Here is a 15,780-nt window from a genome sequence, read left to right as displayed (position 1 = left end):
GCGAGTCCGGCTGCATATCTATATCGCACGACACGGTCCAATTCCGGGAGGGGCTCCGATCAAGAACGGCGGCCGCCTCGTCCGCCACGCTTGGATTCTGTGCTCTTCTTCAGGTTGGAGATGCGTTCTTCGCTATCCTTCAGGAAGCGGGATACTTTGTCCTCGAAAGTGGCGCGGACCGGTCCTCCGGGTCTGAAGTTCCTGCCTCCGCGATCGCCTCCGCCGCCGCGTGGTCCGCGCGGGGGGGTATTGCTGCTGCTGCTGCTGTTGCTGTTCTGGCGGTTTGTCGACCGCTTGCCGGATCGACAGCCCGATCTTCCCGTCTTTGTCCACGTTGATGACTTTGACGGTGACGGCATCGCCCACCTTAAGGTGGTCCTTGACGTCCTTGACGTAGCTGTCTGCGATCTCGGAGATGTGCACAAGGCCCGTAACGCCGCCGGACAAGTCCACGAACGCTCCGAAATGCGTGATGCCGGTTACTTTACCCTCTAATTTGGAGCCCACTTCGATGGCCATAAAAACCGAATTTCCTCCCTGAAGAAAGTGTGCCGAGATCCTAGCGGCTTCAAAACGATAAGTCCGGCTGTGCTGATTATAACCGATCTAGAAAAGCAAGGTCAACCGACGTCCGCCCTTGCAGGGCTTGGCCTCGCAGATTTCTCAAGGGCTCTTCGGCTCCACCAGGATGGATTGCTCGCCGGGGCGGATCATCCCCTGCTGCCTTGCAATCTGTCCGATATACTCATCGTCATGCAATCTGACGATCTCCTTTTTCAGCGTCTCGTTCTTCTGCTGGACCGCGGACAGCTTGGTCTTCACGTCGCGCAGCTGCGTGGAGCGTTCGTTCGTGTGCTGCTGCTGTACAACCAAAGTGTAGGCTGCCCAACTCATGAACAAACTTACGAAAAGAAGGAGGAGCTTGAGACGTCTTTTCAGTCCGACCGAAGCCGGGGTATTCGCTGTCGTATGGGTTGGCATTCGGTCCTTCCTCCCAGCAATCTCTTGCACGCGCGCAATTTAAGTGTACCAATTATAGCACAATCCCGATCTGCCGAAATATCCTTCTTGCGTCATGCTTTGCGGACGGATCATGTCGATTATTCGTCGGGACCGGGCTTGTCGGGAGGATCGTCGGGTCCTCGTAAAACGCGCCATACTTCCTTTACCCGTAACCCGATCCGCTGAAACAGCTGATTTGCGCGGTTGAATTGCCTGCGGACCGGCAGCAGCCTGTCCCACAGCCAACGGCCCGGCGGTCGCAGCGGACGCAGGAGCAATTTGGCCAGCCACAGCAGCAGCGCCGCGGTCACGACGAAGACGGCGTCAAGCAGGCTCGCGAGCGTGCGCACGATCCACGTCAGCGGGACGACAAACAAGATCCGCACGATGCGCCAGAGGAGCAGCCCGAGCCTGCGCAGCGTCTCGAAGATCCAGCCGGCCGCCCGCAGCACATGCGAGCTGAACAGGCCGAAGTAGGCGCACACCCCGATACCGATGCCAAGGAACACGTAAAGACGCACTTCCCCCGTAGTTGACGCCGAGCAGTATACGGAACACGATTAGCGTAGCGGCAACCCAGTAGAGAAGATCGATCGCGGGGAGCAGCCATCGGCGGAAACGAAGGCGAACGGCGGCGGCCCGGTAAATATCGAATACGGTCCCCATGCCGAGCCCGCACAAGATCATCGCGCCGATCGTCGACCAGTGAACGGCCGCGTTCACCGGAAGAGCTTTCCGAGCAGGCCCTTCGATTTGGCGGCGGCTTTGCCGTCCAGATAGACGAACGAGTCGATCATGCCCTCGATCGTCACGAGCCCATGCTCCAGACTCAAGTTTTTCATATGAAGGTTATGCCCGCGAACCGCGAGCGGCCCGCAGGACGTGTCCAGCAGAAACTCCTCGCTGTCGAAGCTCTCGACCTGGCTCACGCCCGTGATATCCATTAGTTTGCGGTTCTGCAGACGAACATCCTGCACCTTGCCGCTCTTTCCCTGGTCCATGGCGCGTCCCTCCTTTAGATGAGACTAGCATATGGGCCCGTATCTGGAATTAGAACGGACATGCCGGGAGAATGCCGGCGGGCATAAAAAAATCCTTTATCCCCGGACGGGAGATAAAGGATGCTCAGAGGAACAAGTCATCGCTCTCGCGCTTGCGCACTTCTTCCTTGACGATCGCGTAGAGGCCTTCGGCGTCTTCCTTCTTGGTCGATTCGAGCAGCTTCTCCACGCGGACCGTCAGGATGCGCTGGCCGTACTGGATCTCGAGCTCGTCGCCGATCTTCACGTCGGCGCTCGGCTTGGCTTCGCGCCCATTGAGAAGGACGCGTCCCTGATCGGACACGTCCTTCGCGACGGTGCGCCGCTTGATCAGCCGCGACACCTTCAGGAATTTATCGAGGCGCATCGATTACTTGACTGCGTCCTTCAGCTTGTTGCCGGCTTTAAAGGCAGGAACCTTGGAAGCGGCGATCTCGATCGTCTTGCCCGTTTGCGGGTTGCGGCCCACGCGGCCGGAGCGGCTGCGCGTCTCGAACGTGCCGAAGCCGATCAGCTGAACCTTGTCGCCGGACGCGAGCGCGTCGGATACTTCGCCCAGAAAGCTGTTCAGGACGTTTTCTACGTCTTTTTTCGTCAGGCCGCTTTTTTCGGAGATGTTGTTGATCAGGTCGGTCTTGTTCATGGTTAATATTCCTCCCGTAATTGGAAATCTTAAATTGGGTTGGCGCCGTTCGCCATAGAATCTTGTTGTTGACGCAAAAGCACGAAGGTTACTATTCTTCGCCTGCCGATAAAATCCTGCAAATTCCGCGAAAAATAATTCGAAAAAAAGCGGAAAAGCGCGGTCTTAAGCGAAAAATAGCGCCTTCGAACTAGTCGGCGGCTCTTTTAGCCTCTTGCCACCAACCTTCCATCTCTAGTAAATCAGTGTCGTCAAACTTGCGGCCGCTTATACTTAACTGCTCTTCGATATAGCGAAAACGGGCGGCAAACTTGCGGTTCGTGCCCGCGAGCGCCTCCTCGGGGTCCGCATGGATGAACCGGGACGCGTTCACGACCGCGAACAGCAGATCTCCGAACTCTTCCTGCTGGCGCTCGCGCGATTCATCTTTCACTGCCGCTTTGAGCTCTTCCAGCTCTTCGGCAATCTTGTCCCATACGCCTTCGAGATCCGGCCAGTCGAAGCCGACGCCGGACGCCTTCTTCTGAATCTTGTGCGCACGCGGCAGCGCCGGCAGGTCCTTGGGTATGCCGTCGAGCAGCGACAAGCGCTCCGGGCGTCCCTTTAGCCGCTTCTCCTCCGCCTTCATGGCCTCCCAGTTGCGCAGCGCTTCTTCGGCGTCGCCCGCATTCTCGGTGCCGAAGACATGCGGATGGCGGAAAATGAGCTTGTCGTTCAGCTCGGCGAGCACGTCGAACACGTCGAACGCCCCGGTCTCCTCCTCCATCTGGCTGTGCAGCAGGATCTGCAGCAGCACGTCTCCGAACTCTTCCTTCATCCCGTCCGGATCGTCGAGATCGAGCGCTTCGATCGCCTCGTACGTCTCTTCGATGAAGTTGCGGCGGATCGACTGGTGCGTCTGCTCGCGATCCCAGGGACAGCCCTCGGGACTGCGCAGGATCGACACGATCTCGTGCAGCCGCTCGAACGAACGCCGCTGAAGCCGGAGATCTTCGCTGGCCGGCACGTAGACCAGGGTCAAGTTGCCGTAGCTTCCTTGACGGTCAAGCTCGTGGAGCGGAATGCGCGCAATCCGCTCTTCCCCCGCGATGCCGAGCGACTGCCCGAGTACGATCTCGTGATCGTCCGGATAGACGCTCATCAGCGTGAGCTTGACGTCCGAGGCGGTATAAGCGTCGTACACCTGGCCGACGACGGTATGCATCGACGGACGGAGGTGCTCGCGCTTCAAGCCGGCGGCGTCTAGCAGCTGGAAGCCCTCGATCGGATCGAAGCCCAGCCGCACGAACGCCTGGTCGAGGAAGCTCTCCCCGCCCAGGATGGTCAGCGAGACGCCGCGCGCTTCGGATCGCTCGCGCAGCAGCTGCACGGTGCGCTCCGCGACCATCGGATGGCCCGGCACGGCGTACGCGACGGTCTGCTCGGGATTGGCGGCCGCCTGGCCGAGCAGCGTCTCGGCGATGTCCTCGTACACCCGCTCGAAGCTGTCGCTGCGCTCGTACGACGCGTCGAACGGCTCCATCGCGACGCCGCGCTCCGCGAGATCCGCCACGGCAGGGTGGTCCGCGGTGCGGCAGTAGCGGATGCCGGCGGACTCCAGCGACTTCAGGATGCCGAGCGTCAATTGGTCCTCTCCGCCGGAGCCCAGCCCGACGACGATGATGGATGGGGGCATGCGATACTCATCCTTTCCGGTGCTCGAAGGTCGATAAGCCAGTATAGGTTTAAAATGGGGACGAAGTCAAAATGCGGGCTCGATAGGCACCGTTATCCGGTTTCAAGTCCGCCGTTTGCGCGAAGTTGCTTTTTTCCGTTTTAACCGTATCCCTTTGGATCAGGAAACCCTTGGATTAGGAAGTCCTTGGATCAGGAAGCCCTTGGATCAGGAAGCCCGATCCGAAGCTTCACCTGATCGAAAGGGATAGCGTTCAAATGCCGCGCAGAAGCCGGCGACAGCGGGCGCGGGTTCCTAATGCGCGGACGGCGGGCCGCCGGAGTCCGGCGCGGACTCGACCGTCCGGCGGGAAGCCGGCTGCAGGCGGAGCAGCCAACGCTCGGCGCGCGAGCCGGCGAGGCTCGGGAGCGCCCGCCACTCGCGCGGGCCTAGCGCGCCGACGGCGACCAGCGCCGCCGCGAAGGCGAGCGCGCCTAGCGCGATGCAAGGCAGCGCCGTGAGCAGCGCGGCGGCGCGCGGAGCAAGCCCGCGCGTGAGCGCGGACAGCGCGAGCGCGCAGCCGCCCGCGGTCGCGGCGAGCGCCGCCAGCGCGAGCGCGGGGCGGACGGCCGCGGCGACGCGCAAGGCCGGCAGCGCGCCCAGGCGGCGCAGCGCGCGAAGGTTGAGCGCCGCCGCGGCGCCATAAGCGCAGGCGGCGGCTGCCGCGGCGCCGGCGATGCCGAAGGCCGGCACGAGCGCGACGTTGAGCGCGGCCTTGGCCAGCGCGGCCAGCGCCAGGTGGACGGCCGGCGCGCGCAGGTCGCCGAGCCCCTGGAGCACGGCGGCGCTGACCGCCTGCAGCGCGGCGCCGAGCGCTGCCGCGCCGAGCACGGCCATCGCGGCGGTGCCGCGCGCGTCGGCGAACAGCGCGACGTTGATCGGACGCGCGAGGATCGCGAGGCCCACGGCGGCCGCGCCGCCGAACCACCACGCCAGCCTCATCGCGAACGCGGCGCGGGCCGCGCTCTCGGCGTCGATGCCGGGTGCGTAGCCGCGGCGCATCGTGAGACTGGGGACCAACGCCGCCGCCGCGCCGCCTGCGGCCATGGATACCAGCTGCAGCAGCGCGACGCCGCGATTGTATTCGCCGAAGGCGGACATCGCCGCGGCCGCCGTGTCGCCCGCGCCCTGCAGGAACCGCGGAAGCGTAAACGCGTCGATCAGGCCGAATAGCGGCGCCACGACCGAGCCCGCCGCGACGGGCAGCGCCACGCGTACGATCCGTCGGAGCAGGACGCGGCCCGGCTCTGTCGGCGCGTCGGCTACCGCGGAGCTCGCGGAGGCCCGGCGCCGGTCGCGATCTCTGGCCCGGCTGCGCCGGCCCAGGATCAGCATCGCGGCCAGACCGGCCGCTGCGCCGGCCGCCAGGCCGCCGTGCACGGCGGCGGCCGTCGAGGCCGCCGACCAATCCCGCTGCAGCGCCCAACCGAGGGCGCACAGCATAAAAGCGACGCGCGCGCACTGCTCCGCGAGCTGGGACAGCGCCGGACGGCCCATCTCCAGCCGTCCCTGCGAATAGCCGCGCAGCGCGGCCGTCAGCGGCGCGGCGAGCAGCGCCAGCGAGGAGGCGCGGATCGCGGCCGCCGCCTCGGGCGCGCCCATCCAGGCGGCCAGCGGACCGGCCGCCGCCCACAAGACGGCGAACGCGAGCAGCCCGCTCGCCGACAGCAGGACGGCGGCATAGCGAAGCAGCCGCCGCGCGCCGCGTTCATCGCCGGCGGCGACGCGTTCGGCGACGAGGGCGGACACGGCGACCGGGATGCCGGCCGCCGCCAGCGTCATCCACATGACCGCCAGCGCATAGACCGCGCTGTAAAGGCCGAAGACGCGGTCGCCCGCCAGATTTTGAAGCGGTATCTTCTGCAGCGTGCCGATGAGCTTGGACAGCAGAGCGGCGCCGCCGAGCAGCGCCGCGCCGCGCATAAGTTGCGAGGATTGACTTTTCAAGACGCTTGGCCGGCGCGGCATGCCGCGAGCGGCGCTCCTCCGTTCATGCGATAAAGTGAGACCATTATAGCACAGTGCGCCAGGGCTCGAATTGCACGGAAAAACCGGCTAACTCCCCGCTCCCCGACAATTTTTAACCGGGCCGCACATCGTAGCGGATGGTCCGCCTCTCTCGCCGCCAACCCGGCGACCAAAGCAAAAAAGAGCGCCGCTCCGTCCGCCTCGCGGACAGCGCGACACTCTTTAGGCATTTAACTTCGCACGCATTTCTCACGACAACGCTCGCAAACTCGTTACGCTCCGCCTTCCAATTTTCGCAAAACGAACAGTCCCGACTGCTCCTCCGCGTACCCTTCAAACCATAGTCCCGCATCCATCCATTCCGCGCCGCTCGCCCGTCTGGCCGGCCCGCCGTCCAGATCTTCCAACTCGTACGCCGCGTCCGCGTCCAGCGCTCGCAGCGCGATGCGCCGCCGCTCCTCGCCGCCGTCCAGCCGGAACACGACCAGCAGATGTTCGCCGCGCTCCGCCAACGCGTATTGAAACGCGGCCCAGCGCGAGCCCCTTCCCTCGCGCAGCGGCTGCGCCGTTAGCCGATACAGGTCGCCTTCGCGCACGAAGCGGCGGACGACGGTCCGGTATTGCGCCGTATGCACGGCCAGACGATCGCTTAGACGCGCCGGCAGGTTCGGCAACCGTTGGGATACGCCGAACGCGCCAAGCATGCCGATTCGCGTGTAGTAATCGAACTGGGCGAGCGTGAGCGCGGGATCGTGCGGGTCGAAGCGCTGGCGCGGGTGCTCGCAGATCCAGTCGGAATAGCTCCAGTGCAGCGCCCGTTCGGCCGCGAGGAACGTAGATGCGCCCCAGAAAATTTGCAGACTGTGCTCGGGCCAGTCGGGATCGCTGAGAAAGGAGGCGTGGGTATGGCGCGCCATGCCCAGATCGAGCCGCAGGCCGCCTGAGGAACAGTTCTCGAGCAGCACGTCCGGATGCGCCCGCCGCAGCCGGTCCAGCACGTCGTACAGGCCGCGGATATGCTCGTAGAGACCGTCCCCCCGCGCCGTGTCCGTGATCGCAGCGATCGCAGCCGGCCTTGGGATCCACGTTGAAGTCCAGCTTGATCCAATCGCAGCGATAGGTCCGGATCAGACGGTCCATCTCCGCCCAAGCCCATTCCCGCGCCTCCGGATTGCCCAGGCACACGTAGCCGAGCGGCTCGCCCCCCGCGAAGCGCGGGAAACGACGGCCGGCGCTTGGCCAGCGACGCATGCGGGCCGAGTCCCTCGATCTCGCACCATAGACCGAAACGCATGCCGAGGCCGCGCACGAATTCCGATATCTCACCGATGCCGTTCGGAAAGCGGTCGACGTTGACCTTGTCCCAATCTCCCCGTATATCGTGCCAGTGCAAGCTGCCTTCGGCGTCCCCGAACCAACCCGCGTCGAGCGTACAGGCTTCGAAACCGAGCGTTGCCGCCTTGGCCGCGTTGTCCTTGAACGTAATCGCGTCGATGAGCTGATCCTCGTAGCTGAACCAATGGTTCCATTCGGCCGGCAGCTCGTCGGACACCGCGCTCCGCGGATACCAGTGCCGCCTGCCGACGCGCGCCAGCGGAATCGACACCGTATGGAGGTCTCCGCCGCTGCCCAGCGCCGCCGCGACGCGAGGGCTTTCCATCGTCTCGCCCGGCGCCAGCGCTTTGGCGAATTCCCAGTCGTTCAGTCCCGCCGAGACCGAGACGCCGCCGTCCTCGCGGCGGTCGCAGCGAACCTTCCAGTTGCCGGACCACATCGGATTGATATGGAGCAGCGCCCCGTCCTCCCGCGCGAGCGCGACCCAGGGATGCATCCCCTTGGAGGAACGGCCCCAACGCGTCTCTGCAACGAAGGACTCGCGAAGCGGCGCCTCCTCCGGCTCGAATTCGGCGCCCCAATCGCTGCGGTAGGACAGCACCCGCCACTCGCCTTCGGACAGCTCCAGCCGGAGCGGATCGACGCGTTCCACTTGGAGCGAGGTCTCGCTCACGTTCGTGATGACCAGCCAGCGCTCGAAGACGGGCTCATCCTCGTAAACGGTCGTATGGCTCTCGATCTCGAAGCCCGGCTTGTCGCAGCGCAGACGGACCATATAATGCCGGGCCCCGGCTTCATCCGCGAATACGCGCGAATCCAGCGCTCTGATGCGGGGGGGAACGGCTTCCGAAAAGCTCGCCGCCGCATTGCAGCGCAAACTCGCTGCCGGCTCTGGAGCTGTGGCTGAGCGCCCGCCGTCCTTGGAGCCCAAGGCGGCATAGCCCGGCGCCTGCGGCATCCGCGTGCGCATATTCAAGGGCTTCGGTCGACCAGTCCGCACCGGCGGCGGCGATCTCGCCTTCGTTCCGATGGAGTCCTCTCCTTGCGTTCAAACCGTCGTTCTGCAGCTCTTCGCCAGCCATCCCCGGCCCTCCCTCGCGATCCGATGCGGCATCCCTGGATGACGCCCCGTTTTAGTTCACATTTTCCGGACCGGCCGACGTCGCAGGTTCATGCCGATCCTGTTCGGTGTCAGTTGAAATTGGTTTGCCTATCCCGTTCCACGCGCACTTCGAACGTGCCGTCCCCCCCCGATCGCGATAACAGCCTCGCCCTCCGGGCCCTCCTCCCGATGCTCGGCAAGGCGGCCCCCCACCAGAATACGGGCGCCTGCGGCTCGCGGCAGGTTCATGCGCACGGTCCAGCCTTCGCCGCTTAGGCTCAATCCGTACAGATCGGCGTCGTCGCCCAGCGAAATCTCCAGATCGAGCGAGGCGGCGCAGGCGCCTTCGCCGATCGCGACCCGCCGGATCGCGGCTTCGCGCCACTCGGAAGGCAGCCGCGGCCGCAGCGTCAGTTCCCTGCGATAAGCCTTGGGCGCGACGCCGAACATAAACCGCACGATCGGCCAATGGACTCCGTAATTGGTCCAAGCCTGGACAAAACAGCCGTAATCGGGCGACATCTCGCTGATCGAGCCGGGCAGCCGCCGTCCGATGGTGGAGGCGATCAGCTTCACCAGGCGCAGCGACTCGTCCATCCGGTCGTAGCGCGCCTCGGCCACCGCTTGAACACCCGTCGAGATCGTCATCATCTGCGTTCGGTACATGCCCGACAGATACGTGCCGGCGTCGCCCGTGAACTCGTCCGTGCCCATGCGCGCGAGCGCCCGGACCGCCTTGTCGCGCGGCGCCAGCCCCGTCTCCATCGGCGTATTGATGACCCAGTTCTTGAACAGCCAGGGACGCTCCTCATCGGGCGGCAGGTCCTTCATCTCCGCCTGCATCGCCTTCATCTCCTGCACCGCGCGATCCGCGCCCATGCTCTCGGCCCTCGCGATATATACCGGCATCCGCCGGCGAACGGCATCGACACGTGCCATGGCGTCCGCGTACAAGCCCTCTTTTTCCAGCCACAGATCCGTGTTGATCTTGTCCGCCAGCCGCGCGGCCGTATCGCGCCAGCCCGCGGCAATCTCCCCGTCCCCGAGCAGATCCGCCATCTCCGCTCCCGCGAGCAGCGCCGACCAAGTATAGACCGCCGTGTCGATCAGTTCGACGTTCAGTCCTTCGATCTCCGTAATACCGTAGCCTTCGGGGAGCAGGTCGCCGTCCGGGTCCATCTCGCCGAGCAGCCACGCGATGCCTTGACGAACGGTCGGGTAAGCCCGCTTCAGATAGTCCAGATCGCCCGTCCAGTCGAAAATCTCGCGCACGCTCTGGATGTAATGCGGCGTTTCCTGCGTATTGCCCGGGTTGGCCACGAGGCCCCAGGTCGTCAGTTCGTGAATGATGCGGCCATTGCCGTTGGTCCGCTCGGACGTCTCGCGAATGAGATCCGACGTCTCGACAGCGAGCGCCTGCCGGCCGACGGCGAGCAGCCCGAGCAAGGCGTAGCTGTTGTCGCAGCCGAACCACCAGGGGTACTCGGGAATGCCGGCGGTCAGGCCTCGACCGACGCCGGGTACGTCCAGGACGAGCCATTCGCTATGAATCTTCACCCAGTCGAACACGCGGGCGAGACCTTCGTCCGGAATCTCCAGCTCCGTTCGGGCCAGCAGCGATTCATAGCGCAGACGTTTCGCTCTGCGCATGTCGGCGTGGCCGTCGCGGATGCGCCGGTACGCGTCGGCCGCTTCCGTCTCCGATCGAACGGAGCCGGCAATGAAAAACCGCAGCTCGGCCGTGCCGTTGGCCGGCAGCGATAGCTGTATGCGCAAGCTGCCGGCGGCGCCGTTGCCCGCGGTCGGCTCGCGCGACGGGGCAGAAGACGCGCCGGCACTCGGCTCGCATCCGGGCGAGTCGCTGCCGAATACGACAAACCAGGGGTGGTCGCGGTCCTTGGCGACGACGGCGCCCAGCTCCGCATCCGCCCGCGCTTCGTCCGGCGCGTCCTGAATGCCGGCCTCCTCGGAGAACCACACTGGACGCAGCTCCGTCCGCCCCAGGAAAACCGCGCTCAGCTCGCGGCTCCGGCCGCTCGTGTCCCGCAAGCGGTATTCCACCACGAAGCCCGGATGTTCGTCCGGACAAAACTGGTTGCGAAGGACTTCCAGACCGAGGTCCGGCATCGCGTAATCGTGCTCGTTGAAGTATGCGAAGTTGCGAAACGCGTCCGCCTTCTCCAGCCAGACGCCGCCGGACGGATCCGCTGACTCGGCCAGATGCAGCCAAAAGCCGTCCATCAGCTTGATCGGATGCGCCCAGAGGCCGCCCATCTCGTCCGGTATGTGATGGCCGAAGTCCGGAAATCCCCCCGTCCTGGCCCCCGATCATCGTGCTGCGGCGACCGGCGCAGACGAACAGATCCATGTCGTCGGTGACTTTGGTGTCCCGTCCTGCTGTCAGTCTGGCGAGGCGAAGAGCCGCTTCCACTTGCGGCTGGTTGTCTTCCAAACGATGCGTCATGAAGCGATTCGCTCCTTCCGATGTGTGCGAAGTTGGCCAAATTCGGAATTTTCGTGGCAAATAAGTCTCTCCGGCGGCGGTTCTACGGGAGTTGCACGGTTTTTCCGTGCTGCTCCGCTACCGGGCGGCGGGGCGGCGAGCAGCGGAGATCCGGAGGCGCAGTACGATGAAAGTACAGGCAAACGAGTCTCGCGATGTCGGCTGCACGCGCTATCTCTTCACGCGTCACGCGCTATGCGCGGCCCGCATCCTGCGCTGCGGCGGCGCTCGCGCCTTCCCGCCGGAGCGTAGACAGCAGCGCGACCAGCGCGTAGCAGGCGATGGCCGCCGCAAACGCCCAGCGCAACCCGGCCGCGAGCGCCAGCGCAGCGCCGAGCCAGGAGCCCCACACGCCCGCGATGCCGTTCACCGCGAACAGCAAGGGCGAGCTGCCGCGCTGGCCGCGTTCAGCGGCTTCCATGCGCAGCGGCAGCGGAACGCCCATGAGCAGCCCCAGCGCGGCGGCTGCAACACCGAGCAAAGCGAGCCTCGCGCCCGCCGCCAGCTCGTACAGGCCGCCGCCCCACAGCGCTTCGGCTGCGGCCAGCAGCGCGATCAGCAGCGCGGCGCCGCCCGCGCCCGCGGCTTCGGACAGCCGGCGGCGTCCGGCGAGACGGCTGCCCAGACTGCCGCCGACCAGCATGGCCAGCAGCACGACCGCGGTCGCGGCGGCAGGGCTGCCGGCGTATTTCATCGCCTTCTGGATGAAGGCCGCCTGCAGGCACATATAGCCGACGCCGACGAGCAGGCTGACCAGCATGGGCTTGCCGCCGATGCGGAAGCGGGCGGGGTGCGCGGCCAACGCGCGCTTCGGCGGCGCCACCTCGCGCCACCACACCCAGACCGCGAACAGCGCGGTCAGGCCGGCGATGACGCCCAGCCACGTCTTGAGCGAGCCAGGCATGCCGGGCGCGAGCTTGTAGAAAAACGGCTTGTCGTCGGTCGTGGGATAGACGCTGAAGTCGCTGTCCCGCACGAACGCGTCGAACGACTGCTTGCCCTCGATCAGCGGCTGCAGGAATTGCTCATGGGTCCCGGGCAGGAACAGCGGCTGCAAGGCAAGGGCATTCGCGCCGGCGCGCAGCGTGTCGAGCTGGGACGCGGCGAGCGGGGCGCGCTGGATGACCGTCAAGGTCAGGCCGGGCCCGGTAGACTCCTCGGAGGCCATGAGGAGCGCGGCATGCTTCACTGCCGTCGCCGGCGCCGCTCCGGTCGCGTCCATCAGCGCGCCAAGGCCGGTGTAGAAGGCGCGGACGCCCTCGACGCCCTGGTGCGAGATGACGATGAGGCGGCCGCCTTCGTTCAACCGTTCCAGATACGCGCGGAACGCCTCCCGCGTGAACGCATAGTTTTCCGTCAGCGCATGCCCGTTCACGCCGCCGACCTGCGAGTACACGAGGTCGAGCGCGATCAGGTCGTAGCGCTCGCCGCTGCGCGCCAGAACGGTGCGGCCGTCCCCGACGACCGCAGTGACGCCCGGGCGATCGAGCAGCCCGCCGTTATAGGCGGCGTCCTCGCGCATGGCGCGCACGATGCCGTCGCTCAGCTCGACGGCGGTCACCCGCTTCGCGCCGGCAAGCAGCGCGTACAGAATGTCCCGGCCGCCGCCTGCGCCGACGATCGCCGTCTTGTCCGCCGGGCCCGCCGCGAACGGCAAAAATTCGATATCCTTCGCCAGCCCCGCCACCGAGGCGAGATCGCCGTCGAACTTGTACATGTAGCTGCCCGCGCCGCCGTCGATGAACACGGTCTTGCGCGCAGGGTCGCTTCCCGAGACGACGTCCGCCCGCGCGAACGCGTCCCATTCGGTCCGCTCCAGCTGGGCGCCGGGCTGGCGCAGCGCGCCGACGATCGTCTTGTCCGGCGCCGCGCCGCGCATGCCGGCGTAGTCGATGCGCCACCAGCCGGCGCCGGCGAGCAGCCCGGCGACGACGGCCGCGAGCGGCAGCAGCGGCGCGAAGCGCAGCCAGCCGGGGCGCCCCGATGCGATACCGGCCCCGACCCCGGATGGTGACGGCGCCAGCAGCAGCACGGCCGCGACGAACGCCGGCACGGACAGCGCGAACATCGCCTGCAGGCCGCCCCAGAGCTGGATCAAGCCGTAGGCGGCGGCAACGCCCGCTCCTGCGCCGAGCAGATCGGCGGCATACAGCGAGCGCGTGCGGACGCCGCTCGCCAGCGCGCGTCCCATGCACCAGCCGAACAGGACGAACGGCATGGCGCCGAGCAGCGCGTACAGCGCGAGCTGGTTAACATAGGGGAACTTTGCCAGAAAGAGACTGAGCAGGGCGATAAACAAACCGAGTCCCAGCGCCGCGACACCCGCGGAGCGGCTGGCGGAGACATCCGGGGATCCCGGGGAACCCGGGCCGCCTCCGGCGGCCGGGACCGCCCCCCGCGCGTCCGCCGGACGCCGCCTGCCTGCGCGCCGCATAGCTGCCCGCGCCGATGCCGAAGACGGCCAGCGAGACGACGAGCGACACGTAGTGGTACTGCAGCAGCACGCCGAATACGTTGGTCAGCGCCATCTCGAGACCGAGCGCCGAAGCCGACAAGCCGCCCAGGCCCAGCATCCATCGAAACGTTCCGCCTTTTCCACCATCGCCCGCTTCAGTCATCCGTCCGTCACCCCTTCATCCCGGTCAGCGTGATGCTCTCGACGAAGTATTTTTGACCGATAAAGTAAAACAGCAGCGAAGGCAGCATCGTCACCATCGAGGCGGCCATCAGGTAATTCCATTGCACGTTGTTCTGGCTCTTGAAGAAGTTGATCCCGAGCGTCAGCGTGTACAGCTCCGGCTTGCTCAGATACAGGATCGGCTGCATGAAGTCCTTCCAGCTGTCGTTGAACTGGAAGATCGTGATCGTCACGATCGCCGGCACGGTCAGCGGGAGGATGACCCGCCACAGGATGCCGAAGGTGGACGCGCCGTCGATCTTGGCCGCTTCCTCGAGATCGGCCGGGATGGACATGAAAAACTGTCTGAGCAGGAAGACGAAGTAGGCCTTACCGAAAAACAGCGGCACGATGAGCGGATAGAAGGTGTTGATCCAGCCGAACTGGGTGAACATGTAGAACTTCGGGATCATCGTCACGGTGTCGGGCAGCATCATGGTCGCGAGCGTCAGGATGAACAGGAACGAGCGTCCTCTCGCCTTGAATCGGGCGAAGCCGTAGGACACGATGACGCAGGATACGACCGCGCCGACGATGGAGAGTACGGTGATGACGACCGTGTTGTTGAACCATTGCCCGAACGGCAGGCTGGTGAAGGCCGTCTTGTAGTTGACCCATTTGACCGGATCGGGAATCCACTTGGGCGGCCAGGTGAACACCTGGTACGACTCCTTGAGCGAGGTCGAGAGCATCCAGGCGAAAGGCACGAGCATGACGAGGGAGCCGATCGCCAGCAGGACGTAAATCAGCGAATTTTTGAGCAGCAGTCTGCCCCGGTTCGTAGTGGTCATGTGGCGTCAGTTCCTTTCCCCTTCGTAATAGACCCAAGCCGACGAGGACTTCACGACGAGCGCCGTAAGCGCCAGGATCAGGACGAAGAGCACCCAGGCCAGCGCGGAGGCGTAGCCCATCCTGAAGTTCTGGAACGCATGGTCGAACAGGTAGAAGTTGAAAAACAAGGTGGAGTTCATCGGGCCGCCCTTGGTCATGACGTAGGCTTCGCCGAACGTTTGCATCGCGCCGATCACGCCCATGACGAGGTTAAAAAAGATCGTCGGCGTCAGCATCGGGATCGTGACGTTCCTGAATTTCTGCCAGCCGCCGGCGCCGTCCAGCTCCGCAGCTTCGTAGAGCGAAGGCGGAATGCCCTTGAGCCCGGCCAGCCAGATGATGACGCTGCCGCCGACCGTCGACCAGAGGCTCATGATAACCATGGAGGGCAGCGCCCAGCGCGGATCGAAGATCCAGCCCGGTCCGGCGATGCCGAAGTAGCCGAGGATCGTGTTCAGCAGGCCGATCTGCGGGTTGAAGATCCACATCCACAGCACCATGACGGATACGCCGCTGACGACCGCCGGCAGGTAGAAGATGGTGCGGAACAGCCGCATGCCGCGCACCGCCTGGTTGAGCAGCAGGGACAGGAGCAGCGAGGCGACAAGGCCCAGCGGCACGGAGAAAACAGCGTACAGCGCCGTCACCTTGAGCGACTGCCAGAACAGCGGATCGCGATTGAATGCGGTGCTGTAGTTTTTGAAGCCGACGAACTTGGCGGGGGTCAGCATATCCCACTGGTTCAGGCTGATCCAAAGCGACGCGACCATCGGCACCGCGAAAAAGATAAGCAGGCCGATCAGCCAGGGCGAGGTCAGCAGGTAGAAGGTACGCTCCTCCTTGCGCTCCGCTTTGGACAGGCGGCGTTTCTTTTGAACGGGCTTGTATTCGGATGCTGTCGCTGCCTTTTCCATGGTCACCGCACCTCTTCCTTTTTGAAAATGCCGCAGAAGCGGCCGATAGCT

At 65.1% G+C, this 15,780-nt stretch carries 14 protein-coding genes and 3 pseudogenes; all 17 read right to left on the bottom strand.

The window, feature by feature from the left end:
* Window positions 1-59 precede the first annotated feature (59 nt).
* Window positions 60-519: pseudogene (locus tag OMP40_RS05805) on the bottom strand (S1 domain-containing RNA-binding protein).
* Between the two features lie 144 nt (window positions 520-663).
* The gene (locus tag OMP40_RS05800) at window positions 664-981 is read right to left on the bottom strand and encodes an FtsB family cell division protein (RefSeq protein WP_277529937.1); all 318 of its coding nucleotides are present in this window, start codon (window positions 979-981) and stop codon (window positions 664-666) included.
* 119 nt (window positions 982-1,100) lie between these two features.
* Window positions 1,101-1,523, bottom strand: coding sequence for a hypothetical protein (locus tag OMP40_RS05795; protein WP_277529935.1), 423 nt, complete (start codon window positions 1,521-1,523; stop codon window positions 1,101-1,103).
* Between the two features lie 16 nt (window positions 1,524-1,539).
* Window positions 1,540-1,725, bottom strand: a pseudogene (yabQ, locus tag OMP40_RS41230) (spore cortex biosynthesis protein YabQ); the annotation flags it as partial.
* Window positions 1,722-2,003 (bottom strand): sporulation protein YabP, encoded by a 282-nt coding sequence (gene yabP / locus OMP40_RS05790; protein WP_277529933.1) that lies wholly within the window; start codon window positions 2,001-2,003, stop codon window positions 1,722-1,724. The pseudogene yabQ and the gene yabP, both read right to left, overlap by 4 nt.
* A 124-nt stretch (window positions 2,004-2,127) precedes the next feature.
* Window positions 2,128-2,409, bottom strand: a complete 282-nt coding sequence (locus OMP40_RS05785; protein ID WP_277529931.1) for an RNA-binding S4 domain-containing protein — start codon at window positions 2,407-2,409, stop codon at window positions 2,128-2,130.
* Window positions 2,410-2,412: 3 nt separating this feature from the next.
* Window positions 2,413-2,685, bottom strand: a complete 273-nt coding sequence (locus OMP40_RS05780) for an HU family DNA-binding protein (RefSeq protein ID WP_090117831.1) — start codon at window positions 2,683-2,685, stop codon at window positions 2,413-2,415.
* A gap of 190 nt (window positions 2,686-2,875) precedes the next feature.
* Window positions 2,876-4,360: a bifunctional methyltransferase/pyrophosphohydrolase YabN gene (yabN, locus tag OMP40_RS05775; RefSeq protein ID WP_277529928.1), complete on the bottom strand. Its 1,485-nt coding sequence runs from the start codon at window positions 4,358-4,360 to the stop codon at window positions 2,876-2,878.
* A gap of 294 nt (window positions 4,361-4,654) precedes the next feature.
* Complete coding sequence (locus OMP40_RS05770) at window positions 4,655-6,346, bottom strand: oligosaccharide flippase family protein (RefSeq protein WP_277529926.1); 1,692 nt, start codon at window positions 6,344-6,346, stop codon at window positions 4,655-4,657.
* 293 nt (window positions 6,347-6,639) lie between these two features.
* The gene (locus tag OMP40_RS41225) at window positions 6,640-7,365 is read right to left on the bottom strand and encodes an alpha-galactosidase (protein WP_420871899.1); all 726 of its coding nucleotides are present in this window, start codon (window positions 7,363-7,365) and stop codon (window positions 6,640-6,642) included.
* Between the two features lie 233 nt (window positions 7,366-7,598).
* Window positions 7,599-8,477: pseudogene (locus tag OMP40_RS41220) on the bottom strand (glycoside hydrolase family 36 N-terminal domain-containing protein); the annotation flags it as partial.
* 19 nt (window positions 8,478-8,496) lie between these two features.
* Window positions 8,497-8,784: a hypothetical protein gene (locus OMP40_RS05755; RefSeq protein ID WP_277529919.1), complete on the bottom strand. Its 288-nt coding sequence runs from the start codon at window positions 8,782-8,784 to the stop codon at window positions 8,497-8,499.
* A 128-nt stretch (window positions 8,785-8,912) separates the two neighbouring features.
* The gene (locus OMP40_RS05750) at window positions 8,913-11,078 is read right to left on the bottom strand and encodes a glycogen debranching protein (protein WP_277529917.1); all 2,166 of its coding nucleotides are present in this window, start codon (window positions 11,076-11,078) and stop codon (window positions 8,913-8,915) included.
* Window positions 11,079-11,500: 422 nt separating this feature from the next.
* The gene (locus tag OMP40_RS05745) at window positions 11,501-13,606 is read right to left on the bottom strand and encodes a spermidine synthase (RefSeq protein ID WP_277529916.1); all 2,106 of its coding nucleotides are present in this window, start codon (window positions 13,604-13,606) and stop codon (window positions 11,501-11,503) included.
* A complete protein-coding gene (locus OMP40_RS05740) occupies window positions 13,557-13,925 on the bottom strand; it encodes a hypothetical protein (RefSeq protein WP_277529913.1) in 369 nt (122 codons plus the stop codon). The genes OMP40_RS05745 and OMP40_RS05740 overlap by 50 nt, the downstream gene beginning before the upstream one ends.
* A gap of 7 nt (window positions 13,926-13,932) precedes the next feature.
* Window positions 13,933-14,775: a carbohydrate ABC transporter permease gene (locus OMP40_RS05735; RefSeq protein WP_277529911.1), complete on the bottom strand. Its 843-nt coding sequence runs from the start codon at window positions 14,773-14,775 to the stop codon at window positions 13,933-13,935.
* Between the two features lie 6 nt (window positions 14,776-14,781).
* Complete coding sequence (locus OMP40_RS05730) at window positions 14,782-15,729, bottom strand: carbohydrate ABC transporter permease (RefSeq protein WP_277533005.1); 948 nt, start codon at window positions 15,727-15,729, stop codon at window positions 14,782-14,784.
* Between the last annotated feature and the right edge of the window lie 51 nt (window positions 15,730-15,780).

Source organism: Cohnella rhizosphaerae (assembly GCF_029525575.1).
Taxonomy (GTDB): domain Bacteria; phylum Bacillota; class Bacilli; order Paenibacillales; family Paenibacillaceae; genus Cohnella; species Cohnella rhizosphaerae.
Note: the sequence above shows the minus strand (reverse complement) of the source record. Positions and strands in the feature narration are given on the sequence as shown.

Bases quoted from the DNA above. Each gene is read 5' to 3' on its own strand.
- yabN (WP_277529928.1), bottom strand. From the start codon at position 4,360: ATGCCCCCATCCATCATCGTCGTCGGGCTGGGCTCCGGCGGAGAGGAC.
- OMP40_RS05800 (WP_277529937.1), bottom strand. From the start codon at position 981: ATGCCAACCCATACGACAGCGAATACCCCGGCTTCGGTCGGACTGAAA.
- OMP40_RS05740 (WP_277529913.1), bottom strand. From the start codon at position 13,925: ATGACTGAAGCGGGCGATGGTGGAAAAGGCGGAACGTTTCGATGGATG.
- OMP40_RS05735 (WP_277529911.1), bottom strand. From the start codon at position 14,775: ATGACCACTACGAACCGGGGCAGACTGCTGCTCAAAAATTCGCTGATT.
- OMP40_RS05780 (WP_090117831.1), bottom strand. From the start codon at position 2,685: ATGAACAAGACCGACCTGATCAACAACATCTCCGAAAAAAGCGGCCTG.
- yabP (WP_277529933.1), bottom strand. From the start codon at position 2,003: ATGGACCAGGGAAAGAGCGGCAAGGTGCAGGATGTTCGTCTGCAGAAC.
- OMP40_RS05785 (WP_277529931.1), bottom strand. From the start codon at position 2,409: ATGCGCCTCGATAAATTCCTGAAGGTGTCGCGGCTGATCAAGCGGCGC.
- OMP40_RS05730 (WP_277533005.1), bottom strand. From the start codon at position 15,729: ATGGAAAAGGCAGCGACAGCATCCGAATACAAGCCCGTTCAAAAGAAA.
- OMP40_RS05750 (WP_277529917.1), bottom strand. From the start codon at position 11,078: ATGGGCGGCCTCTGGGCGCATCCGATCAAGCTGATGGACGGCTTTTGG.
- OMP40_RS05755 (WP_277529919.1), bottom strand. From the start codon at position 8,784: ATGGCTGGCGAAGAGCTGCAGAACGACGGTTTGAACGCAAGGAGAGGA.